The following is a 23,081-nucleotide window of genomic DNA, read 5'->3' as shown; positions in this document are numbered from 1 at the left end:
CCTATTCTCCTATTAGTTTGCCGGTCAGCACTCCGGACAAAATTCTCGCATTAAAACCCAAAATGCGATAGGTCTATATATCTTATAGAATTCCGAAAATGAATTCAAGCGAATTTGCGATAAAATTTGAAAAAAAAATGTCCCGCTTTTTAGGGCGGGACACTTATTTAATTATTCCTGCTGAAGGATGCTTGAGTAGTCGTCTGACGGCGGCTCAACAACAGCGTGTGCCATTGCCATTTCAAGCTCTTTTTCTTCTTTACGACGCTGGAGGATTTCTTCCATCTGGATGTCCAAATCCTGATCAGAATCGTCGAAGAGTTTAACATCGCGGTAATCACGGATACCAGTTCCTGCCGGAATCATGTGACCGATGATTACGTTTTCTTTCAAGCCGTGCAATGTATCTGTTGAACCAGAAATTGCGGCATTTGTAAGAACGCGTGTTGTCTCCTGGAATGAAGAAGCCGAAATGAATGAGTCTGTTGCCAAAGCTGCTTTTGTAATACCCTGGAACATCGGGCGGGCAACTGCTGGCTGACCACCTTCTGCAACGACACGTTTGTTTTCTTCGTGGAAGTGATATTTATCAACCTGCTGACCGAAGATGAAACGTGTATCGCCAACTGAAACGACCTCAACTTTGCGGAGCATCTGGCGGACAATAACACCGATGTGCTTGTCATCGATTGCTACACCCTGTGCAGAGTAAACCGACTGGATTTCTGACATGAGGTAATCCATGAGGGCGTTTTCGCCAAGGATTGCAAGAATGTCGTGTGCACTTGGTGCGCCGTCACAAAGCTGCTCACCTGCCTCAACAATGTCACCGTCACGAACGAGCATGCGGCGTGTCATTGGAACGAGGTGCTCATATGTCTTGCCGTAAGCGTCTTCTACGATAACAATTCGTTTACCTTTTGTAACACCGTTGAATTTAACGACGCCGGAAATCTGTGCGAGAACACACGGAACTTTTGGCTTGCGGGCTTCGAACAATTCAGAAACTCGTGGCAAACCACCAGTAATATCGTTTGTCTTAGCAGCAGCAACTGGAAGACGAGCAAGTGTGTCACCAGCCTTAACCTGCTGTTTGTCATCAACGTCAAGGACTGCATCAGCCGGGAGGAAGTAAGAACCGAGTTCGTTACCAGCCTCATCAGTGATAAGGATTCGTGGCTGTTTAACATCAAGGTGCAAGTCAGAGATGTGGCGCTCGATGTTACCGTTATCAAGAATCTTCTCAACCAATGTTGAACCGAGGATGATGTCTTCGTAGTGAACGTATCCTGAAACTTCGGCAATGATTGGCTCTTTTGAAGGATCGAATGTACCGAGAACTTTTCCAGCCTCTACGATGTCGCCTTCTTTTACGACGATTGTTGAACCGTTCGAGATTTCAACTTTCTGCTCATTACCACAGAGATAGAGTGTATCGCCGAGGATGATGATTCGTCCGTTTTCTTTTGCAAGAACAGCCTTTTTGCCTGTTGTAAGAGGATTACCCTTAAGGATTCGTTTTCCGTCCTCTACATTTTCTGCAAGGTCGCCCTTTGAAACTTTGAGGGAATCGATGATACGAGTTACCATCATAGAACCCTTACGAGTGAAGAGCATGTTGCCGTCATCAGTAGGAACGTTTGTACCTGCGATTTTGCCTATAATGACCGGATATTTAAGAACGATTCGGTTATCTTCTGTTGCCTTAGACGCAGTACCACCGACGTGGAATGTACGCATGGTAAGCTGTGTACCTGGCTGACCGATTGACTGAGCTGCGATAACGCCGACAGCCTCACCGATTTCAACAAGCTTGTTGCGTGCAAGGTTCTTTCCATAACACTTAACACAAACGCCGTGCTCAGCCTCACAAGTAAGAACTGTGCGGAGCTTAACTTTCTCAACGCCAGCGTCTTCAATCTTTTTAGCAAGCTCGTCTGTGATGTAGTCATTTACGTCACAGAGCAATTCGCCAGTAACAGGGTGAATTACACGTTCGATTGTGAAGTGACCTGCAATTCGAGCTGAGAGCGGAGTGATGATTTCGTCACCGTTCTTGATAGCTGTGTAATCAATACCGTTGATTGTACCACAGTCGTCTTCGTTAACAACAACGTCCTGAGCAACATCAACAAGTCGTCGTGTCATGTAACCAGCGTCCGCAGTCTTCAAAGCAGTATCGGTAAGACCTTTTCGGGCACCGTTTGAAGAAATGAAGTATTCGATAACCGAAAGACCCTCTTTGAAGTTTGAGCGTACAGGGAGCTCGATGATGTCACCGTTTGGTTTAGCCATCAAACCACGCATAGCTGCAAGCTGAGAAATCTGTTTTTTAGAACCTCGCGCACCAGAGTCAGCCATCATGTAGATTGTGTTGAAGCCGTCTTTGTCAGCCTTGAACTGATCCATCATGATATCGGTAAGTTTTTCGTTTGTTCGCTGCCAAACGTCGGTTACTTTGTTGTAGCGTTCGTCTGCAGTGATGACACCCTTAGAGTACTGAGAAACAATTTCCTCGACGATTTTGTTTGACTCGTCGACCATTGCCTTCTTTTCTTCTGGAATGATGATGTCATCCATAGAAAGTGTTGCACCGAAGAATGTAGCGTTTTTGTAACCACAAGCCTTGATTGCGTCGAGCATTTTGATTGTGACCCAAGGACCTTTTACCTCGTAAACAGTCTTGATCATCTTCTTGAGGTCTTTGTCGCCCATACCAGTTGTAATCTTCTTTGCAAGGTCAGCCTCTGTGATGTGCGGGTTGATGTATCCAACCTCATCAGGCATTTCTGCATTGAAGCGGATTCGACCTGCTGAAGTAGAAATCAAGTCACCAGCCTTGAATTCGCCGTCTTTGAATGAATCTTTTGGAGCCGGAACTTTGATAAGTGCCTGCCACTCGATGAATCCATTCTCAGCAGCCATTGAAGCTTCGTCTGCGCTAGAGAATCGTTTGCCAGTTCCCTTTGCGTTAGGCTTGATTGAAGTCATATAGTAGATACCGAGAACCATGTCCTGTGACGGAAGAACGATTGGGTTTCCGTTTGCAGGGTCAAGAAGGTTTCGGGCAGAAAGCATGAGTGTCCAACATTCCATCTGAGCAGCCTGTGTCAAAGGAACGTGGATAGCCATCTGGTCACCATCGAAGTCGGCGTTGAAAGCCTTACATGCGAGCGGGTGAAGTTTGAGAGCTTTTCCTTCGACCAAAACAGGCTCGAATGCCTGGATACCCAAGCGGTGCAAAGTAGGAGCTCGGTTGAGCATAACCGGGTGCTCGCGGACTACTTCGTCGAGGATTGCGTAAACTTCAGGAGCTTCCTGCTCAACAAGAAGTTTTGCCTTTTTGATATTGAATACAACGTCTTTGTCGACAAGCTTTTTCATGATGAAAGGCTTGAAGAGCTCAAGAGCCATTTTTGTAGGAAGACCACACTGCCAGAGTTTGAGCTCCGGACCAACGACGATAACCGAACGTCCTGAGTAATCAACACGCTTACCGAGCAAGTTCTGGCGGAAGCGTCCCTGCTTACCTTTGAGCATGTCAGAAATTGATTTGAGCGGACGGTTTGAAGCACCCTTAACAACACGCTTGCGCTTTGAGTTGTCGAAGAGGGCGTCAACTGCTTCCTGCAACATTCGTTTTTCGTTGCGGATGATGATGTCAGGAGCAGAAAGCTGCATCAATCTCTTGAGACGGTTGTTTCGGTTGATTACACGGCGGTACAAGTCGTTCAAGTCAGATGTTGCGAAACGGCCACCATCGAGCTGTACCATTGGTCGCAAATCAGGCGGAATGACAGGGATAACGTCGAGAATCATCCATGAAGCTTTGTTTCCAGAAGAGCGGAAATCTTCGACAATCTGAATGCGTTTGAGCAGGCGTTTGTCTGATTTTGCGCCCTTTTCAATCATTTTAGCGCGAAGCTCTGCTGCCAGTTCATCGAGGTTGAGGTTTTCGAGAAGAGTTTTAACTGCTTCTGCACCCATACCTGCTGTGAATGACTGACCGTAGCGGTCTTCTGCTTCCATGTACTCGTCTTCTGAGAGGAGCTGGAGTTTTTTAAGGTCTGTGTCGCCCGGATCGATAACGATATATTTCTCATAGTAGAGAACTGAGCGGAGAGCTGCAACCTGAAGGTCGAGCAAGAGACCCATGCGGCTTGGAACTGAGCGGTAGTACCAGATGTGGCTTACCGGAGCTGCAAGCTCGATGTGACCTGTACGCTCACGGCGAACCTTGAAGTGAGTAACCTCAACGCCACAGCGGTCACAGATTACACCCTTGTAACGGATAGACTTGAATTTTCCGCAGTAGCATTCCCATTCCTTTGTAGTACCGAAAATGCGCTCACAGAAGAGACCGTCTTTCTCCGGACGGAGTGTACGATAGTTGATTGTTTCTGGCTTCTTAACCTCGCCGTAAGACCAGGCGCGGATATTATCCGGTGAAGCCAATTTTATTTTGATTGAGTCGAAATCCTGAATATCACGCATCTTCATTCTCCTTGTCGAAACCAGAATTAGCCTTGTCGATCAATTCCTGGTCACGTTCGGTAAGAGCAATTCGTTTGCCCTTTGCGTCATAAATTGTGAAGTCCAAAGCAAGACCGCGCAATTCCTGAACCATAACGTTGAATGACTCTGGAACGCCAGCTGGAGCTGCCGGATCACCCTTAACGATAGACTCGTAAATCTTTGAACGACCGTTCATATCGTCAGATTTAATTGTCATCATCTCCTGCAATGTGTTTGCAGCACCGTAAGCCTCGAGTGCCCAAACCTCCATCTCACCAAGACGCTGACCACCGAACTGAGCTTTACCACCGAGTGGCTGCTGAGTAACGAGTGAGTAAGGACCTGTTGAGCGGGCATGCATCTTATCATCAACCAAGTGGTGAAGTTTGAGATAGTAGATGACACCTACGAAAATCGGATTGACGAACGGTTCACCTGTGCGGCCGTCGCGTACAATCTGTTTAGAATCTGGTGAAAGACCAGCTTCCTTGAGTTTTTCTGCAATCATTTCCTGAGAAGGAGTCTGGAATGCAGGACACTCGAAATACTGATTGAGGTAGCGGCCGGCGATACCGAGCTCAGATTCCATAATCTGACCGATGTTCATTCGAGAAGGAACACCAAGCGGATTCAAGCAGACGTCAAGCGGAGTACCGTCTTCGAGATATGGCATGTCTTCCTCTGGAAGGATTCGGGCAACGACACCTTTGTTTCCGTGTCGACCAGCCATTTTGTCACCTTCGCGGAGTTTTCGTTTGTTAGCGATAAGAACTTTAACAACTTCGTCAACGCCTGGGTTCAAGTCGTCGCCTTCGCTTCTCTTGAGTCGCTGAACGTCGATTACAACGCCTTCAACGCCATGTGGAACGCGGAGTGAAGAATCACGAACTTCCTTAGCCTTCTCACCGAAGATTGAGTTAAGGAGCTTGAATTCTGGAGTTGTTTCAGTTTCTGATTTTGGTGTGACTTTTCCGACGAGGATGTCGCCAGAGCGGACTTTTGCACCAACGCGGATGATACCTTCAGCATCGAGATTATCGAGAGTCTTTTCTGCTGTGTTTGGAACATCGCGAGTAATTTTTTCTGGACCAAGTTTAGTCTCACGGATTTCAACCTGGAACTCTTTAATATGGATAGAAGTGTACATGTCTTCTTTAACTACGCGGCGGCTGATAAGAACAGCGTCCTCATAGTTGTATCCATTCCAAGGTACGAATCCAACGAGAAGGTTGCGGCCGAGAGAAAGCTCACCGTTAAATGTAGCAGGACCGTCAGCAAGGACAGCGCCTTTTTTAACCTTTTCGCCACACTGAACAGTTGGTCGCTGGTGATAACATGTATCCTGGTTAGTTCTCTGATATTTGAGCAATGGATATTCATCAAGGAGACCATCTTCGTCACGCTTGATTTTTACCATGTCGCTTGTAACCCAGACAACTTCACCGTCATGCTTAGCCTTAACGAGAACGCCTGAATCATAAGCAGCCTTCTGCTCCATACCTGTACCAACATATGGTGGCTCCGGGAAGAGCAAAGGAACGCCCTGACGCTGCATGTTACAGCCCATGAGAGCACGGTTAGCGTCATCATGCTCCAAGAACGGAACGAGAGAAGCTGAAACAGAGATAACCTGACGTGGTGAGACGTCCATGTACTGAATGTCTTTTGCAGCACGGGTTGTATAGTCGCCTGTGTGGCGGACAGAAACCATTGTGTCCGGACCGTTTGCAAAAGAACCATCCTCTTTCATGCCTTCAGCAACCTGACCGATGTAGTAGCGGTCTTCGTCCATAGCAGAAAGATATTCAACTTTGTCGGTTGCCTTTCCGTTCTCAACCTTGCGGTAAGGAGTTTCAAGGAAGCCGTAGTCGTTGATTTTTGTGTAAATAGCGAGAGAAACGATAAGACCGATGTTCGGACCTTCAGGAGTCTCGATAGGACACATGCGTCCGTAGTGAGTGTAGTGTACATCACGAACTTCGAAGCCAGCGCGGTCACGAGAAAGACCACCAGGTCCCAAAGCGTTAAGACGTCGTTTGTGTGTAAGCTCTGCAAGAGGGTTTACCTGATCCATGAACTGAGAGAGCTGTGAAGAACCGAAGAACTCTTTGATAGCCGCAACGATCGGTTTGATAGAAATCAAATCCTGTGGCTTCATTGTCTCAGTCTCTTTGAGGCTCATGCGCTCTTTTGCGATTCGCTCCATACGAGAGAATGCAGTTTTGAGCTGGTTTGTCATCAACTCACCAACAGATCGGATTCGACGATTGCCCAAGTGGTCAATATCGTCGATTTTTTCGTTTCCGTTGTAAACGTTGATAAGGTGCTTCATTGTCTGGATGATATCGTCTTTTACAAGAGTGAAATCCTCGTACTCAGAACCATTCAATTCTTTGTAGTTGAATTTTTTGTTGAGCTTGTAACGACCAACACGACCCAAATCGTAGCGGCGGATTGAGAAGAACATGCTTGTCAAATCTTTCTCAGCGTTCTCCACAGTCATTGGCTCGCCAGGCATAAGAACTGCATAAACTGCGCTAAGAGCATCTTCTTTTGTTGGCTCTTCGTTCTCTGCACCTTCTTTTGTGTATTTGATGTCCTCGCGCTCGAAACAGTTGATGATCATCTCGCTGTCGAGTGAAGGATTCCATTCATCTTTGTCGCCGGCATTTTTGCGTGCGTCAAATTTGATTACGCAGATTTCTTTGATGTTCTGAGCAAGCAAATCATCGATGTCATGCGGATGAAGTTTTGTACCTGCACGGAACAATTTCTTTTCTTCGTCGCCGTCTTTAATGATGACAGCTGAAGCAAGAACTTTGTCAACCAAAGACTCTTTTTTTGCTTCGTCAACAGTGATATTTTCTGTCTGGTAGAAGCAGCGGATAATTTCTTCGCGGCTAGAATATCCCAAAGCACGAAGGAAAATTGTGCCGAGGATTTTCTTTTTGCGGTCGATTTTTGCATAAATGAGTTCTTTTTTCTGATCGATTTCGAACTCAAGCCAAGAACCACGATACGGAATGATTCGGCTTGAATAAACGCCTTTTTCGTGGTTGAAAATTACGCCTGGAGAACGGTGAATCTGTGAAACAACGACTCGCTCTGCACCATTGATGATAAAAGTTCCCCGGTCAGTCATGAGCGGAATATCGCCCATGTAAATGTCTTTCTGCAAGATTGCGCCTGATTTGAGGAAGTTGAGGTTAATTCTTGCTTTGAGAGGAACTGCGTAAGTCTGTCCTTTCTGCTTGCACTCAAGCTCTGTGAATTTGATGTTTTCTTCGTCGAGCTCATAGAACTCATATTCGAGAGTCATCTCGCCATCCGGGCTTTCGATTGGGAATGTAGATGTAAATGCTTCCTGCAAGCCCTCGTTGAGCAATGGCTGTTTGTGGTCTAATCTGTCTTTCTGAAGGAATGTTTCGTAAGACGATGTCTGGATGTCGATGAGGTTAGGAATCTCCATGAAGTTGTGGATATCCTTACCGTAATACTGACGATTGATTGTTCTGCTTTTAGCGAACATTCATCACTCCTAGGTGGGATTTGCCTCGCTTATCTGCTACATCACAGTTCTATTTGTATGACATACAAGGAGATAAAGGACAGCACAGGATAAGGATGCGATTATGTAAAAAAACTAGTACCAAAATGCACAAAAAGCCTACTCATACGAATCGCTCCGTACAAGTAAGCTTTCTTTGCCACACAGAAGTTTTTTCCTGTGTGGCTCTATTAATTACGCCGCTACAAACGGCATAAAGTTATTTCTTAGAAGCTTTTCCGCCTGCTTCTTCGATCTTCTTGATGATCTCGTCAGCATCTGCTTTAGAAACACCCTCTTTGAGTACTTTTGGAGCACCTTCAACGAGAGCTTTTGCTTCACCAAGGCCGAGACCTGTGATTTCGCGAACAACTTTGATAACTGGGATCTTTTTAGCTGCGTCGAATGACTCGAGAGAAACTGTGAACTCAGTCTGCTCCTCGCCACCTGCTGCTGCACCGCCAGCTGCTGGACCTGCTGCAACTGCAACTGCTGCTGTTACGCCGAATTTCTCTTCCATTGCTTTAACGAGTTCTGAAGCTTCGAGAACTGTCATAGAAGCGATTGCGTCAAGAATCTGATCATTTGTGAGAGCTGCCATATTATCTTCTCCTAAATAGGCATGTTCAATCTTTTGATTGAACTGAAATTTTTGCGCGGGCGGAACAAACTGAACCGAATTTCCGCACTTTATATTGTTGCAAGGACAGTCGACAGCACATGAAGCCTGACCTTGCCAGCTAAAGGGCTATATTAGTTAGCACCTTCTGCTGATTTTTTATCAACATATGCCTGCAAAGTAGCAGCGAGCTTCTGTACAGGGCCATTGATTGTAGACATGAGCATAGCGATAAGCTGTTTTTTGCCTGGGACTTTTGAATAAGCCTCAATTTTAGCCTGATCGTAAATCTCATTCTGGATGTAACCGCCCTTGATAACAAGAGCCTGGTTGTCTTTTGCGAAGTCGAAAAGAACTTTTGCAGCTTCGTTAGAATCCTCTTTAGCCATTACAACAGCTGTAGGTCCTTTAAGATAGTCTGCAACATTCTCGATTTTGAGTTCTTCGAAAGCAACACGAGCGAAGTTATTTTTAACAACCTTGAGTGGTGCCTCGTGCTCACGGAGCTTGTTACGGAGAGCTGTAATCTGCTCTACTGTCAAGCCACGGTACTCAGCGAAGATGAAGTCATTATATTCAGAAAATGTCTTTTTTGTTTCTTCGATAGCCTGTGTTTTAGCAGGCTGGAGTGCTTTTGCCAAGATAGCCATAGATTATGCCTCCTCCTTTGTCTCTACCCAAACACCAGGGCCCATTGAAGAGCTTACTGATACTGAGCGAACGAAATCAGCTTTTGCATCTGCAGGCTTTTTGCGATCCAATTCTGTAAGAAGAACTTTTACGTTCTCTGCAACTTTTGCAGCGTCCATAGAAACTTTACCTACAGCGATGTGGATGATACCTGTTTTGTCTGCGCGGAATTCTGTACGACCTTTTTTGAGCTCGTTGATTGCAGATACGATGTCATTTGTTACAGTGCCTGTTTTTGGGTTTGGCATGAGACCTTTGCGGCCCAAAACCATACCAAGACGACCAACATCTTTCATCATGTCTGGAGTAGCAACTGCGATATCGAAATCAAGCCAGCCGCCCTTTACTTTGTCGATGTACTCTGCAGCACCTGCATAAGCGGCACCTGCATCGAGAGCCTCTTTAGCGCGCTCTTCTGGACAGAATACGAGAACTTTCTTCTCTGCTGTGAACTGATTTGGGAAAACCAATGTATCACGAACAGTCTGGCTCTTGCCGAGTTTGAGAGCTACGTGGAGCTCAACAGTCTCGTCAAATTTTGCAAAATGAATGTCTTTTACAATCTGGCAAGCTTTCTCAACATCATAAGCCTGTGTAGAATCAAACTTTTTGAGAGCGTCAGTATATTTCTTACCGTGTTTCATTAGTTAGCCTCCACTTCTACGCCCATTGAACGAGCAGTTCCGGCGATGATTTTTTTAGCTGCCTCAAGGTCGTTAGCGTTAACATCAGGCATCTTTGTTTTTGCAATTTCTTCAAGCTGAGCCTGTGTAAGTTTACCAACCTTGTCGCGGAGAGGATTTCCAGAACCCTTCTCGAGTTTGAGTGCTTTCTTGATAAGAACAGCAGCTGGTGGAGTTTTGAGGATGAAGGTGAATGATTTATCCTGGTAAACTGTGATTACAGCTGGGATAACCAAACCTTTTTCCATGTTCTTTGTTCGTTCATTGAACTGCTGACAGAACTGTGGTGCAGAAACACCTTTAGGTCCGAGAGCTGGTCCAATCGGTGGAGCAGGAGTTGCAGCTCCAGCTGGCGCCTGAATTTTGAACACTTCAACAATTTTTTTTGTAGCCATTTTATAGCTCCTATATTGGTATGAAAACTGAATCAGTTTTCTAGCGGAATACAGAGATCCAACGGACTTATATTCCTCCCAAAATTAAAAAGCGCACCAAAAATTTGATGCAGCTCAATTTTACTAAGAAATCAATTTTTCAACTTGTGTGATGTCAACTTCAACTGGTGTAGCACGGCCGAAAATCTGAACCATAACACGAAGCTTACTCTTATCAGGGTAAATCTCTTCGACAGAACCGCTGAATGAAGCAAATGGTCCTTCGTTGATTTTAACCTGATCACCGATAACGTAAGCCTGCTTGATTCGAACAGCCTTTTCACCCTTGATGTCGCCAGACTTCATGAGAATGTTTCGGGCTTCATCATTTGAAATTGGTCGTGGTCGCTGATTAGGATTTGTTCCGACAAAACCTGTTACACCCTGAATGCTTCGGATTGAAGAACAGATTGCCTTCCAGCCAATATCAGGAAGATCCATTTCAAGCATGATGTAACCAGGAAGGAATTTATTTTTGCGTGAACGCTTTTTGCCGTCTTTAATTTCGATAAGTTCTTCAACAGGAACTTTTACGTCCGAAATGACAGAAGAATCGATTTCGCCTTCTTCAAGCTTCATTCGGATTGTTCTTTCAATCTTGTTTTCGTAACCAGTGTATGTATGAACGATGTACCAGCCTTTTGCCATACAACGCCCCTATGCCTTGAAAATGAGACTCATTCCAGCGCTGAACAAGAAGTCAAGAGCGCCAAGGATAATAGCAATAACAATTGTAGAAACGAGAACAACCTTTACTGATGCAACTACATCATCGCGTGTTGGCCAAGTAACTTTCTTGAGCTCTACACCGCATTCTTTGAAAAATCCGAAAACTTTTGCCATGACAAAACCCCAATAAACAAAAGGCTTTTCAGAGAAAGCCTTCGACTTAAAATATCAGGCCCGGCAGGACTCGAACCCGCGACACTCGGTTTTGGAGACCGATGCTCTACCAACTGAACTACAGGCCTATTTATATCAAGCTGCCAGAACTGACAGCCTAATTATCTTATTTTAACAAGGCTTATTTTGCCTTTGTTTCTTTGTGCAAAATCTCTTTGCGACAGAAAGGACAATACTTGTTCTTCTCAAGTTTTCCCTGAATATTCTTGCGGTTCTTTGTAGTTGTGTAATTTTTGCGTTTGCACTCTGTACACTGAAGAGCAATAATATCAATCGATGTCTTTTTCTTGCTACCCATTCTATTTACTCCTAAATTATTTTAGAATTTACAGCTCCCGAGCGGAATCGGACCGCTGACCTCAGCACTACCAATGCTGTGCTCTACCAACTGAGCTACAAGAGCACACAAAGATGTGTTTGAAAAATATATCTAACAAGATAATTTGTGTCAATAGTGCAGAGCGATAAAAGAGCAATAAATTAAAAGAATTGTAGTATTTTCTTTTGATTTATGCTAGTCTTTTTGAACAAAAAGGAAGCGAAAATGTCAGAAAATATGTGCATAGATTCACTTGTAAACAATATCCTCCAGTCTTACGAAGAAGACGGGGGCATAAACAAGGCCGGAAACGAAAATTTCCCAAACAGAGAGAACGTCGTATCTATTTTGAACGACATCCAGTGTCTGATTTTCCCTGGTTACAAAAAGGCGGAGGAGCTCGACAACATGAACCTGCGCTATGTAACCGGGCAGAGAGTCAACAGAATAATCGTCATGCTCACAAAAGAAATTCAAAAAGCCCTTACCTACAAGTCAATCCAGCACGACGAAACTTCCCAGGTCAGGCAGTCACACTGCTTCGGACTTGCGGAAAAGGCAGCCTTCGCCATGATTGAAGCCATTCCCCAAATCCGCAAGATGGCCATGCTGGACGCAATCGCAGCCTATAACGGCGACCCTGCGGCAAAGAGCGATGACGAGGTAATCGTTTCTTATCCGGGCCTCCAGGCTATCATCGTCTACCGTATCGCACATTTCCTTCATGAGTGTGGAGTTCCTGTAATTCCACGAATCATGAGCGAGCACATTCACTCAAGGACAGGCATCGACATTCATCCGGGCGCAAAAATCGGCAAGAGTTTCTTCATTGACCACGGAACAGGCGTCGTTGTCGGCGAGACATGTGTAATCGGCGATAACGTCAAGATTTATCAGGGCGTCACTCTGGGTGCCCTCAGCGTCAAAAAATCCCTGCAGAATAAAAAACGCCATCCTACAATCGAAGATAACGTTACCATTTACGCAAACGCAACGATTCTTGGCGGAGACACTGTAATCGGAAAGGGTTCTGTAATCGGCGGAAACTCTTGGATTACGGAATCTGTCTCAAATGGCAGATAAAACCGCCGTTTGCTTACGAGAAAACCTATGGTTTTCTCGTAAGCAAACGCAAGAGCCTTGGAAATAAAAAAAACAAGGCTTCCTTGAAGTGACACTTTAAGGAAGCCCTGCCGTCCAGCAAGCTGGACATCGGAGAGAGTTTATCAGCTTTTTACAAGCTGAGATAAATATAATATCTGTGATAAAAATTGTCAAGATTTTTCGGTGGATACATGGCAAAAAGTAAGTCAAAAACAACAGTTTATAAATGTACGGAATGCGGCTACACTCAATCACGATGGCTGGGCCGCTGTCCCCAGTGCGGAGAATGGAACACTCTTGAGGAAGCCATTCTGGATCCCAATTCAAGCGCGGCAGCTTTTGGAAGCCCCACGACCGAAAAAATAAAGCCAATTCCTCTGGCTCAGGTTTCAGCACAGGAAAATTCCCGGCTCAAAACAGAGATTTCAGAGCTTGACCGGGTTCTTGGCGGCGGAGCGATGAAAAGGAGCGCAATCCTTCTGGGCGGAGAGCCCGGAATCGGAAAGTCAACCCTGATGATTCAGGCCTGTTCAGCCATTCACAAAAACACAAAGGGAAAGATTCTCTACGTTTCAGGCGAGGAAAGCGCGGGTCAGATTAAGGGTCGTGCCGACAGGCTTGGTCTTGATACGGACGGAATTGAAATCCTCTGCACCATGCGGCTTGAAGACATAAAGGATGCCCTTCTTGCCCTCAATCCCCTTTTCGTCATCATCGATTCGATTCAGACGGTTTATTCAGTTGAAGCCGGAATCGTGCCCGGAACCGTAAATCAGCTTAAATACTGCGCAAATGAACTGATTGGCTGGGTAAAGGAGAGGGACTCGGTTCTCGTAATGAGCGCCCACGTCACAAAGGAAGGAACCATTGCAGGCCCGAAGAGCCTTGAGCACATGGTGGACACGGTAGTTTCCTTTGAGCGAAATGACGATGAAGTAAGATTTTTGCGGGCCATTAAAAACCGTTTCGGAAGTGTGGACGAACTTGGAATCTTTGCCATGACTGAAAAAGGCTTGGAAGGAGTGGGGGACCCCAGCACCATGTTCATCACAAAAAGAAGCGGGGACATTCCTTCGGGAATTGCAAATTCATGCGTTTTTGAAGGAAGCAGGGCCTTTCTGGTCGAGATTCAGGCTCTTACGGTTCCGGCTAAGGCCAGCATCAGCCGGGTTTATTCAGAAAAGATTGACTCAAACCGTGTCGCACGCGTGGCAGCCGTTCTTGAAAAAAAGACCAGACTTAAATTTTCTGACCAGGACATCTATGTAAACGTAGCAGGCGGCGTAAAGCTCACAGAAAGCGCAATAGACGCAGCTTTGGCAGCTGCCCTCTACTCTGCCCGCACAGACCTGCCCCTTTCAAACAGCAACGTGATTCTTGGGGAAATGAGCCTTGCGGGAGAAATTCGCCCTATAGCACGATTAAAGCAGAGAATCAAAACAGCCCGCGAGCTGGGCTTTAATCAGATTGCAGCCCCGGAAAAAGAAGACGGTGCCCAGAAAGTGAGCACCGTCGGTGAAATGATAAAAGTCGTATTCGGAAAGTAAAAAGCGGCTTAGACCTTGAACTGGTCAATCTGGTTACCGATTCGGTAGATTGAGCCGTTGATTGACGTAGTGATATTGAGAAGGGAGTTGTCCGAGTCTTCCATCTTCTGGATGTTGCCCGACATATCCTCAATCTGAGTCTGAACGATATCAGAAGAAGCCTTAAGCGAGCCGATGTTACCGATAATGCCCATTCTTGACTGGTCAACGCCGTCGCTGGCAGTACGAACCTGAGCCGTAGCATCGTTCATATAACTGAGGGCGTCACCAATCTGCTTAGAACCTTCGCTCTGCTCTTCCATTGCATGCCTGATTTCGCGGACGAGATTTCCCGTGCCCTGAATCTTTTCGGCAACGGCAGTGAATGAACGGTCAGCAAGGCTTGAAGCCTCAACAACGCCTGAAATTGCTCCCAGAATGCCTTTGAGCTGGGCAGAAATCTTCTTTGACTCGGCGGCAGACGTTTCTGAAAGCTTACGGATTTCATCTGCAACTACAGCGAAGCCCTTACCCGCATTACCAGCATGGGCAGCCTCAATTGCGGCGTTCATGGCAAGAAGGTTGGTCTCCGAAGCGATTGACGAAATGACCTTGTTTGCCTCGTTAAGCATCTTTGACTGAGACTCAATTTCCTGAATCTGAGTGTTGACTTCATGCTGCTGTGAAATACCCTTGTCAACGTCTGTCTGAAGGTTTTCAAATTCTCCTGCCATTTTTTCGACGGAATTCGAAACGGAACCGATGTTTCCAATCATCTGGGTGACGGCCGCACTAGCCTGCTCAACGCCATGCTCCTGCTTTTGAAGGACATCGCGCAAGGTTTCTACAGAGCGGGAAATTTCGTCTGCGGCGGCTACTGAGTCATCAACCTTGAGGTGCTGGTTGGCAATCTCACCGTTTACGCCCTTGATTGAATTTACCATCTGACCAAGGAAGTCCGCATTGTCCTGAACCATTTTGCCCAGCTGCTCGCCGTATATATGAAGGTCGTCTTTTGAGCCCTTGAGCTCGGAAACGATTGAATTGAGCTTTTCAGTGAATTCGTTGAAGCCGGAAGAAAGGCGGCCGATTTCATCTTTTGAACCTACCGGAAGTCGCCTTGTCAAATCCGCATCACCACTTGCAATTTCCTTGATTGCAGAACCGACCTTGTTGAGAGGCTTGATTGCCATGTTGACGACAAAGAAACCTACGATAAAGGCGATTACCAGAGTGATGAGGGCGATACCAATCATGCTGTGGAAAAGAAGTGTGATTCCGCTGTAGAAGTCTGAATATGGAGCGCGACAAATTACAACCCAGTCAGAATCATAAACAGGATAATAAGCTACGGAAAACTTTTTGTCTGCAATTTCATCGTAGTAAACGCCGGTGCCGACGTCCTCACCGTTACAGACCCTGTCGATAATCTCCTTGAAGCCGTCGGAAATGCCGTCATAAACTGACTGGCCTTCCATGACAGGATCAATGTCGTATGTGGCGACGTATTTTCCTGTGCGGACGTTAATTACAAAAGGATGGTCGTAAACACCGACAGTGATGTTCTCAACCGTGCGGCAAAGTTCCGTGGAATCAAGAACTGAAACAACCTCGGCAATCTGCATTCCGTCTTCGTCATAAACCGGTACGGCATAGAATGTTGAAAGCTGGCCGTTGATTGATGACATGATAGGATCCATTATGGCCTGCTCGCCGCCCATTGAAACCTCAAGATACTCCCGCTCATGAAGGTCCTTGTATTCTTCGGTGGTTGTCCAGCCAACGCCGTTTTCATCATAAATCGCCATGCCGATATAGCCGTCGACGTCCCTGATACAGCTGTTGATGAGCTCCCACTTGTCGTGCAGGTCAACTTCCGGGTCACGGATAACTGAAAGCTTACTCAAAGCCTGAAGCTGCTTGAATTCGCGGTCATTTACGTTAAAGACGTCGGAAGCCGTGGCTCGGGCCAGAGCCATGTTGCCTGTATCAACGGCAGTCTTTAACTCGCTGGAAGATTTTCTATATGAAAAAAGAACAATTCCCGCAGAAGCAAGAAAAATTACGCTCAAAAACGCAAGATTGATTTTTCCTTTTATACCCAACATTTTTTAATCCCCTTGATTACTTTTCTGCAGCCCTGAATGCTGACTGAAGTTTTTCTGTGTTTTCGTTCAACACAATCTGATAAATTTTCTGATTTAGAATCTTCTCCGTGTCTTTATCCAAATCCGGCGTGTCATCACGTTTGATGAACATGAAGATACAGAGGTCCCTGTCATTCATAGTTCGCTTCATGATGAGGACAGCATCGGAAACAAATGAGATGCCGTTTACAGTAAGGCTGACGTCACGGATTTTTTCGAAAATATCGATTGTGCTGGTGTTTTTCTGCAGGTCACAGCGAAAATAAGATATGTTTATGTCCAGAAGGTTTGCCGTGCAGCTTTGACCCTTGCGCTCAAATTTTACGCAGCTTGATGAATCACAGAAAGCGCGGACATGATTGCGCCGGCCTCGTGCTCCCGCATTTTCGAGGACTTTAAGGATTGAATCAAAATTGTTGTGGTTATGTGCCGACAGGGCGAAACAGCCTGCCTTAACACGAATGTCGTCCACATAAAGTTTTTTGATTTTTTCTTCGTCCTGAGGATTTTGACGTGAAAGATAGAAAATTCCGATAAGAATTTCGTGCCCCAGGTATTCCTGGAGTTCGGAAATGTAGCTCTTCCAGTCGATGCCGTCAATTGAAGCATCGATGTTAAAATATAGAATTGAGTCTGGATAAAGCCGGGTGATTTCCCGAACCTTCGTTTGCATGGGACAAACATAATCATCATTGATTACATAAGCCTGATACCCCAAAAGCATGAATTCTTCCAAATAAGCCTTTGGAATCAATGAGGTGTCAGGAGCGATGAAAAATGTCTTCCGTCCATAAAGTTCAACTTCTGATGATGCCATAGTAGACATTATAAACCGAAAGTTCGAGAAAAGCGAGAATTTTAATAACAAATTTAAAAATTTCTTAAGAAAGGGGAAGTCTCCCCCTGCGGTCGCACTTCGTTGCGCCCTACCCCCTCGCCTAAGGGCACGGTTCAGGCATAGCCTTCACCGAGACTCCTAAAACCCAGTCAGCTCTCTGGCCTTTGCTTCGACTTTTTCGGCGAGTTTTGCAGCATCATTCTTGTTTTCGGTGATGATTCTGACGAAAACTGAACCTGCGACGATTGCCTCAACCGAGCTTGCAAGGGCTTTTGCCTGCTCTCCGTTTGAAATTCCAAAGCCGCCGTAGACTTTTGAACCGCCCTCGCTTACTTTTTTGAGGAAAGTAAGGGTTGCATCGTCGATTTTGGTGTCAGTTCCGGTGATTCCGACCCGAAGGGCTGCGTAAATGTAGGGGAAGCCTGCGTGTGCCAGCTTGTGAAGGCGCTCTTCGCTCATGCTTGGAGCTGCGACAGGAATGTTTACCATCCCGTTTGCCTTGCAGGCTGCGGTAAGTCCTTCGTCAAAGTCAAATGGCAGGTCAGGAATAATCATGCCCTTTACGCCGGCCTCTGCGGCTTTTTTGCAGAAATTTTCTACGCCAGGTGTGTAAATCAGGCTTCCGTAGCTCATGAGGTAAATCGGAACCTCAGGGAATTCCGAGTGAATCTGGGCTATGAATTTAAGTCCGTCGGCTGTGCGGTAATTTCTGTTCAGAACTTCAGTACAGGCAGTCTGAATTGCAGGGCCGTCCGCGCTCGGATCAGAAAATGGCAGCTGGATTTCAAGTATGTCGGCACCACCCTTGATTAAGGCGCGGGCAGCGGTAAGTGCAAGTTCATCGGTCGGGTAGCCTGCAACGAGGTGGCTCATCAGTTTTATTTTGTTCATTTTCTTTCTCCCATTACTTTTGCATCGTGAATGTCTTTGTTACTTTCCAAACGTTCGATTTCGGCGTGAAGGAACTGGAGCCATTCTGCAGGGCGGAAAACCGGGCTTGTGATGAAGACGTCCTTGTCACCGCGGCCGCTCATGTTGATGATTACAGCCTGGTCAGGCGGGAGCTCTTTTGCGATTTTCATTGCGGCAGCTCCGGCGTGGGCAGATTCAAGGGCAAACATGATTCCTTCGTTTTTTGCAAAGAAACTTACGGCTTCCAGGGCATCCTTGTCGAGGACTGAAGTGAACTCAACGCGTCCGCTTCGTCCAAGGGCTGCAAGCTGAGGGCCGATTCCGCAGTAGTCGAGTCCGGCTGAAATTGAGCGGGTCGGCAGGGCCTGTCCGTCTTCGTCGAGAAGGAAGCGGCTCTTGTAGCCCTGCATGATTCCGTCGCGGGCAGCGTTTCCCGTCATGCGGCTTGCGTTTTCGCCAACGTTCGGGCCGATTCCGCCAGCCTCTGCTCCGATTAAGCGGGGTTCCTTTTCATTGATGAAGGGCTCGAAAAAGCCGATTGAGTTTGAGCCGCCGCCTACACAGGCAACCATGGCTCCGATTTTGATTCCGCGCTCGGCAGCCTGTTTTTTGACTTCGCGGCCGATTACGCTTTGGAATTCGCGGACAATATCTGGGAAAGGTGCAGGACCAAGGGCTGAGCCTAAAACATAATGCGTAGTGTCTGGATTTGCAGCCCAGTCGCGCATTGCTTCGTTTACTGCGTCCTTGAGGGTGCGGCTTCCCGATGTAACCGGGTGAACCTTTGCCCCGTAAAGCTCCATTGCGGCAACGTTAGGCTGCTGACGGCGGACGTCAACTTCGCCCATGTAAATCGTGCAGTCAAGGCCAAGTTTTGCACAGGCAGCGGCAGTTGCAAGACCGTGCTGACCGGCTCCTGTCTCGGCTATAATTCGCTTTTTGCCCATTCTTTTTGCAAGAAGGCACTGGCCGATTGCGTTGTTGATTTTGTGGGCACCGGTGTTTGCAAGTCCCTCAAGCTTGATGTAGATCTGGGCACCGCCAAGCAGTTTTGTCGCCGTTGGGGCAAAATAAAGAGGGGTTTCGCGGCCAATGTAGTCGCGGCGGATGATTTCAAGCTCGTCAAGGAAGGCTTTGTCAGCCATTGCTTCCTTAAAGGCGACCTCAAGCTCGTCAAGCGGGCGGCGTAAAACTTCCGCTACGTATTTTCCGCCGAAATTATCAAAAAATCCTTTATCACTCATAAAAAGCTCCTGCATTTTTTATCAATTCTTTTACTTTATCTTCGTTTTTGATTCCGTTTTTGTCCTTGTCCTCGACTCCGCCTGAAACATCGACCAGCTCAGGCTTGTATTTCTGGACAAGTTCTGCGACATTTTCAGGACTGATTCCGCCTGCAAGCCATTTTGCCTCGTAAACAAAGCCGCTTGAGCGCGCATCACCTGTAATTTTAGAAAAATCTCCGTCTCCGTGCAAATCAAGAAGAACCCGCATTTCGCCTTTTGAGACGAGTTTTTCGTATTCCTCAAGGCTGTTTGTCGCAAAATAATGGGGCAGTTCCAGAAGCTCCGGGCTTACGTCCTCGTAACGGACTTTGTGGAACTGAATCAAATCGAGCATTCCGTCCTTTACAAGCTGAATTGCTTTTTTTGCCTCGGAAGAAGTTACATCGACAATGACGGCAACTTTTTTTGCCTTGATTTGAGAGAAAGCCGGAAGAAGTTTTTCAAGCCGTCCTTCCTTTGTAAGGCTTCTGGGGAAAGCGTCTGCAAAAACAAAGCCTGTGAAAGCCGCTCCAAGATTCTGGGCAAGAACGGCGTCTTCGAGGCGGGTCAGGCCGCAGATTTTGATTTTTGGGCCAGCCTGCACGGCAGAGCAAGCATAGTTTTTCCAGAATTCTGAATTCTTTGTTGCCTTTGAGTTTACGAACGAGTCTACAAGATTCTTTCTTATTGAAGGATTTTTTGCAGCCGCCTCGCCGAGTAAAAGGCCCGAAAAGCCCATTGCGGCGACGGAAGCGGCACATTCTGTGTTTGTGACTCCGCTCTCAAAAACGATTCTCGCATCACTGCCTACAGCCTGGCGGATTTTTTCTGTCATCATGCTGGGGTGAAGAAGGTCAATCTTGAAGGAAGCAAGGTCCCGGCTGTTTACGCCGAAAACGAAATTGCCCTTTGAGCCGGAAAGTCCTGCAAAATCAGGCTGGGAGAAAACAAAGGAAAGCTTTTCCAAATCTTCCTGAGCACGGACTTCGACCAGAGCCGACATGCCGAACTTTACCACAGTCCGGGCCATATCAAGCAAAAGGTCTTTTTCAAGGATGCGGGCAATCAAAAGGACTGCATCAGCGCCGGCCCGGTAAGCGACTTCAACTTCATCGGCACTCAAAAGAAAATCCTTGCGTAGAACGGCCGGTGCAGGCATTCCTGTCTGGGCCTCAAAATCATCAACCGCACGGCAAACCTTCATCAAATCAGCTAAAGTGCCTTTGAAATAATTTGTCTCGGTGAGGCAGGAAATCGCGCGGGCTCCGGACTGGGCGTAGGAAAAGGCAGTCGCATAGGAATCCAGATCCGGTGAAATATCGCCCTTGCTTGGAGAGGCTCGCTTAACTTCGAGGATTACGCCTTTTTGAGCGAGAAAGGGATGAAGGGCGCGCTCTCGCCTTGCAGGAAGAGAAAATCCAAAATCAAAACCGAGCCGGGAAATGTCAGCACGACGTTTTTCTATAATTGTATCAAGAATGTTCATATCAATCTCGCTGGGGTTTTGGGGACTTAAACAACCCCCTTTTTTACGTTTCTATTTATAGTATCAAAATTTTAACGTTTCTGTCAATAGTAACGCTAAAATTTTGATACTCAGATTTTGTTGCAGAAAAATCACAGGTTTTGCCAAAGTTGGGATTTTAAGGGCTTGCCCTTAGGAGATGGGGGTGTGTGAGCAATGAAATGCGAACCAGGGGGAAGGCTTTCCCCCTCTTTTTTAAAGGCGAAAATCCTACCAAAATAAAGCGGATATACGCCAAGCACTAAAATCAAGTTCCGGTTAAAATAGTCTTGCTATGCAAAGAAATATATTTAAATCGGTTCTTTTAGTTTCGTTTGCTTTTTTTTCTGCATGTACGCTTCCTTCCAATGAAAATGAAAAATCAAAAGAATCTCAGTCTGACTATTACGAATGGACCGGCGACAAAAACTACAAAAGCCCGGTCGCTCTTCCCGAAATCACAAATCAAAGTGAAAATCTAAGCGCAAACTGGTGGAAAACTTCTGCATTTTACCACATCTGGATTAAGTCTTTCAAAGATTCTGATTTGGACGACTGCTCAAAAAACTGTGGCGACTTCAGGGGAATCGAAGACAGCCTCGACTACATTCAGAATGATTTGGGCTGCGACGCAATCTGGCTCAGTCCGTTCTGGGATTGCTGGTACAAAGGCGGATCAAATGCCGAAAGTGCCGGAATCAACATGCACGGCTATGACGTCAACGACTTTTACAAGGTCAATAAATTCTTCGGAACTGGCGACGGCTCGAATGCCGAAGCAGAACTTGAATCGCTCATTGAAGCTTGTCACGCACGAGGAATGAAAATCATATTCGACTTCGTTCCTAATCACACTTCACATGAAAATAAGTGGTTTCTGGACAGCTCGAACGGCAAAAACGGAAAGTCAAACTGGTATTTGTGGAGCAACAGCCCGAACAACTGGAAAAACACCTGGGGTGCAGACGCATGGCACTACAAGAACGGCAGGTATTACTATGCGGCATTTGCAGATACACAGCCCGATTTGAACTACCGGAATTACGAAGTCCGCGAGGAAATGAAAAACGTAGTCCGCTACTGGCTCAACAAGGGTTTTGACGGCTTAAGAATTGATGCGGTGCGTTATCTTATCGAAAGCAAGTCTTCTCAGACGGACACAAGCGAGACTCACGAGTGGTTCCAGGAACTTCGCAAGGTCATTGATGAATATGAAAGCCCAAAATTCATGGTCTGCGAGGCATGGATTGAATACAACCGCAAGCTGCTCAACGATTATTTCGGCACGGAAGCAAATCCTGAATTCAACATGGTCCTTGATTTTGATCAGGGCAAGACATGCATTACAGACGTCAGAAAGTGGTGGGATGATAATCTGACTTCAAGTCTTTTTACGCCTGCAAAAAGCGAATGGTCTTACGGAACATTTTTGGGAAACCATGACGAATATCAAGGGCGGCTGGCAGACACCTTCGGCGAAGGCTCTACAAAAGGCGCAATTCTGGCGACAGAACTTTCCCTTCTCCGCCCGACAGTTCCCTTCATTTATTACGGAAACGAAATTGCACAGAAATCTGGAAGTCAGGACGGGGATTTCAGGCTCAGGCAGCCATTTAAATGGTCGATGGCAAATTCTCAAAAGACAGAGGAAAATTCCATTCTGAAGGTCAACAAAAAATTGCTGGAACTCAGGCAGAAAGATGAATACAAAAAGCTTTTTGCAAAGGGAAAGGTACAGGCCCTTTACAGCGACATGATTGATAACGCCACAAGAAATCACTGGAAAGGTGCCGTAGCCTACACGATTTCATACGAAAGCCAGAAAATTTTAGTCGTAGCGAATTTGACAGGAAAAGAACAGCTGAAATTCTGGTTTGAAGACTTCGGACTTTCAGACAGCAGCAAGTGCAAACTGATTTTTGGCGATGAAAATTCTAATTATAAGATAGATTTTGAAAGATTCGAAAACGGAGCCAAGAACCTGGTTTTCAAAAACTTCGCTTCTTACGAAATCCGTGTTTATGATTTAGGAAAATAATATCAGCCAAAACGCAAACCTTGATTCCGCATGATTT

17 protein-coding genes and 2 tRNA genes are annotated in these 23,081 nt (G+C 46.2%); 3 read left to right on the top strand and 16 right to left on the bottom strand.

Going from position 1 to position 23,081, the window contains the following annotated elements; translation table 11 throughout:
• Window positions 1–171 precede the first annotated feature (171 nt).
• From rpoC to HNP76_RS11925, 11 genes are all read right to left on the bottom strand, one after another.
• Complete coding sequence (gene rpoC / locus HNP76_RS11975) at window positions 172–4,494, bottom strand: DNA-directed RNA polymerase subunit beta' (RefSeq protein ID WP_184660814.1); 4,323 nt, start codon at window positions 4,492–4,494, stop codon at window positions 172–174.
• Window positions 4,487–8,044 (bottom strand): DNA-directed RNA polymerase subunit beta, encoded by a 3,558-nt coding sequence (gene rpoB, locus HNP76_RS11970; protein WP_184660812.1) that lies wholly within the window; start codon window positions 8,042–8,044, stop codon window positions 4,487–4,489. Before rpoB ends, rpoC begins: the two co-directional genes overlap by 8 nt.
• A 238-nt stretch (window positions 8,045–8,282) precedes the next feature.
• Window positions 8,283–8,663, bottom strand: a complete 381-nt coding sequence (gene rplL / locus HNP76_RS11965) for a 50S ribosomal protein L7/L12 (protein ID WP_184660810.1) — start codon at window positions 8,661–8,663, stop codon at window positions 8,283–8,285.
• Between the two features lie 152 nt (window positions 8,664–8,815).
• Window positions 8,816–9,331: a 50S ribosomal protein L10 gene (rplJ, locus tag HNP76_RS11960; RefSeq protein ID WP_184660809.1), complete on the bottom strand. Its 516-nt coding sequence runs from the start codon at window positions 9,329–9,331 to the stop codon at window positions 8,816–8,818.
• Between the two features lie 3 nt (window positions 9,332–9,334).
• A complete protein-coding gene (gene rplA, locus HNP76_RS11955) occupies window positions 9,335–10,015 on the bottom strand; it encodes a 50S ribosomal protein L1 (protein WP_184660807.1) in 681 nt (226 codons plus the stop codon).
• Window positions 10,015–10,449, bottom strand: coding sequence for a 50S ribosomal protein L11 (gene rplK, locus HNP76_RS11950; RefSeq protein ID WP_184660805.1), 435 nt, complete (start codon window positions 10,447–10,449; stop codon window positions 10,015–10,017). Before rplK ends, rplA begins: the two co-directional genes overlap by 1 nt.
• 123 nt (window positions 10,450–10,572) lie before the next feature.
• On the bottom strand, window positions 10,573–11,136 hold the full coding sequence (nusG, locus tag HNP76_RS11945; protein ID WP_184660803.1) for a transcription termination/antitermination protein NusG: 564 nt from the start codon (window positions 11,134–11,136) through the stop codon (window positions 10,573–10,575).
• 9 nt (window positions 11,137–11,145) lie between these two features.
• The gene (gene secE, locus HNP76_RS11940; RefSeq protein ID WP_184660801.1) at window positions 11,146–11,331 is read right to left on the bottom strand and encodes a preprotein translocase subunit SecE; all 186 of its coding nucleotides are present in this window, start codon (window positions 11,329–11,331) and stop codon (window positions 11,146–11,148) included.
• 55 nt (window positions 11,332–11,386) lie between these two features.
• Window positions 11,387–11,459 (bottom strand) — tRNA-Trp (locus tag HNP76_RS11935).
• A gap of 53 nt (window positions 11,460–11,512) precedes the next feature.
• Window positions 11,513–11,689 (bottom strand): 50S ribosomal protein L33, encoded by a 177-nt coding sequence (gene rpmG, locus HNP76_RS11930; protein ID WP_184660799.1) that lies wholly within the window; start codon window positions 11,687–11,689, stop codon window positions 11,513–11,515.
• Window positions 11,690–11,721: 32 nt separating this feature from the next.
• A tRNA-Thr gene (locus HNP76_RS11925) sits at window positions 11,722–11,794 on the bottom strand.
• A 141-nt stretch (window positions 11,795–11,935) separates the two neighbouring features.
• Between HNP76_RS11925 and epsC the strand changes: the two genes are divergently transcribed.
• Entirely contained in the window at window positions 11,936–12,793 is an 858-nt protein-coding gene (gene epsC, locus HNP76_RS11920; protein ID WP_246462695.1) for a serine O-acetyltransferase EpsC, read from the top strand.
• Between the two features lie 212 nt (window positions 12,794–13,005).
• Window positions 13,006–14,361 (top strand): DNA repair protein RadA, encoded by a 1,356-nt coding sequence (gene radA, locus HNP76_RS11915; protein ID WP_184660797.1) that lies wholly within the window; start codon window positions 13,006–13,008, stop codon window positions 14,359–14,361.
• An 8-nt stretch (window positions 14,362–14,369) separates the two neighbouring features.
• Here radA and HNP76_RS11910 read toward each other — a convergent pair whose 3' ends face one another.
• The 5 genes from HNP76_RS11910 to HNP76_RS11890 all read right to left on the bottom strand — a co-directional run bounded on the left by HNP76_RS11910 (window position 14,370) and on the right by HNP76_RS11890 (window position 20,988).
• Window positions 14,370–16,448 carry a methyl-accepting chemotaxis protein gene (locus HNP76_RS11910; protein ID WP_184660795.1) on the bottom strand — a complete coding sequence of 693 codons (2,079 nt, stop codon included), beginning with the start codon at window positions 16,446–16,448 and terminating at the stop codon, window positions 14,370–14,372.
• Between the two features lie 16 nt (window positions 16,449–16,464).
• A complete protein-coding gene (locus HNP76_RS11905; RefSeq protein WP_184660793.1) occupies window positions 16,465–17,304 on the bottom strand; it encodes a hypothetical protein in 840 nt (279 codons plus the stop codon).
• 159 nt (window positions 17,305–17,463) lie between these two features.
• Entirely contained in the window at window positions 17,464–18,216 is a 753-nt protein-coding gene (gene trpA, locus HNP76_RS11900; RefSeq protein WP_184660791.1) for a tryptophan synthase subunit alpha, read from the bottom strand.
• Window positions 18,213–19,481: a tryptophan synthase subunit beta gene (gene trpB / locus HNP76_RS11895; protein WP_206173253.1), complete on the bottom strand. Its 1,269-nt coding sequence runs from the start codon at window positions 19,479–19,481 to the stop codon at window positions 18,213–18,215. Before trpB ends, trpA begins: the two co-directional genes overlap by 4 nt.
• The gene (locus HNP76_RS11890) at window positions 19,474–20,988 is read right to left on the bottom strand and encodes a bifunctional indole-3-glycerol phosphate synthase/phosphoribosylanthranilate isomerase (RefSeq protein ID WP_221301077.1); all 1,515 of its coding nucleotides are present in this window, start codon (window positions 20,986–20,988) and stop codon (window positions 19,474–19,476) included. The genes trpB and HNP76_RS11890 overlap by 8 nt, the downstream gene beginning before the upstream one ends.
• 313 nt (window positions 20,989–21,301) lie before the next feature.
• On the opposite strand from HNP76_RS11890, the gene HNP76_RS11885 reads away from it, so the two are divergent.
• Window positions 21,302–23,044: an alpha-amylase family glycosyl hydrolase gene (locus HNP76_RS11885; protein WP_184660787.1), complete on the top strand. Its 1,743-nt coding sequence runs from the start codon at window positions 21,302–21,304 to the stop codon at window positions 23,042–23,044.
• Window positions 23,045–23,081 lie beyond the last annotated feature (37 nt).

Source organism: Treponema ruminis (genome assembly GCF_014201975.1).
GTDB classification, from domain to species: domain Bacteria; phylum Spirochaetota; class Spirochaetia; order Treponematales; family Treponemataceae; genus Treponema_D; species Treponema_D ruminis.
This window is presented reverse-complemented; position numbering and strand designations above follow the sequence as displayed.